Consider the following 1,014-nt stretch of genomic DNA (forward strand, 5'->3'; position numbering starts at 1 on the left):
CGGCACTCCCGCGCGGCGGGCCGCGTCGACCAGTGGCGGCACTACGCGGAAGCGGCCGCCGACGAGGCGATCGCCCGCGGCGAGACGTCCCGGGCGATCGACCTGCTGCAGTCGGTGCTTGCCGAACCCGGGCCCGCCCAGGCGGACGCCGGGCGCGTGGCGGGCAAGCTGAGCCAGGTCGCGCTGCGGGGTTTCCGCCCCGACGTGATCGGCACGCTTGAGCGCGTCCTGGAAGAGGTAGCGCTGCCGCCGTCGGTCCGCGGCTCGATCCGGCTGAGCCTCGGCATGCTGCTGGTCCGGACCATCGGCGGGCTCGGCCGCGGCCGCCTCGAAGTCGAGCGCGCGATCGGCGAGCTGACCGACCGGCCGGACCTCGCCGCGCGCGGGATCACGCTGCTCGCCCAGCCGATCGACGGCCTGACGCCGTTGTCGTGGCACGAATCCTGGCGCGCCCGCGCGGGCGAGGTGTACGAGCGGCTCGACGACCCCGAGCTGCGGCTGGCGCTGACCGCCGACCGCATCGCCGCCGCGTCGCACGTCGGCGACGGCTCGGCGTGGGCGGAGTTCGAAGCGCTGTCGGACACCGTCGGCACGGTCGCCGAGCGCGTCCAGCTGGCCCGGCTGTGGTGCAACCTCGCCGACGGCCAGTCGTGGGCCGGGCACCTCGAACGCGCGGACCGGCTGGTCACCGAGGGCGTCCGGCGCGCGACCGACGCCGGCGCGCTGTACGCGATCGGGCTGATCCAGGGAACCCGCGTCCGGCTGGACTGGGTGCGCGGGCGCTGGAGCGGCCTCGCCGAAGCCGCCGAGCAGCTGCGGGACAGCTACCCGGAGCTCGGCCCGATCGTCATGGAGTCGTCACTCGTGCTCGGCGGGCTCGCGGCCGTGCGCGGGGAGTTCGCCGCGGCGCAACGGCACCTGAGGGCGGCGAGCGTGCACGCGCCGGACCGCGGGCCGATCCCGGTGGTGCTCTCGGCCGCCGGCGTGCTGATCTCGGTCCTGCTGGCGACCGAC

Annotated in this window: 1 pseudogene; it reads left to right on the forward strand. The window is 76.2% G+C overall.

Annotated features, from left to right (window positions below):
• A pseudogene (locus G3I65_RS17430) lies at positions 1 to 1,014 on the forward strand (LuxR family transcriptional regulator); the annotation flags it as partial.

It is taken from the genome of Amycolatopsis sp. SID8362 (assembly GCF_010550475.1).
In the GTDB taxonomy this organism is placed as follows: Bacteria; Actinomycetota; Actinomycetes; order Mycobacteriales; family Pseudonocardiaceae; genus Amycolatopsis; species Amycolatopsis eburnea.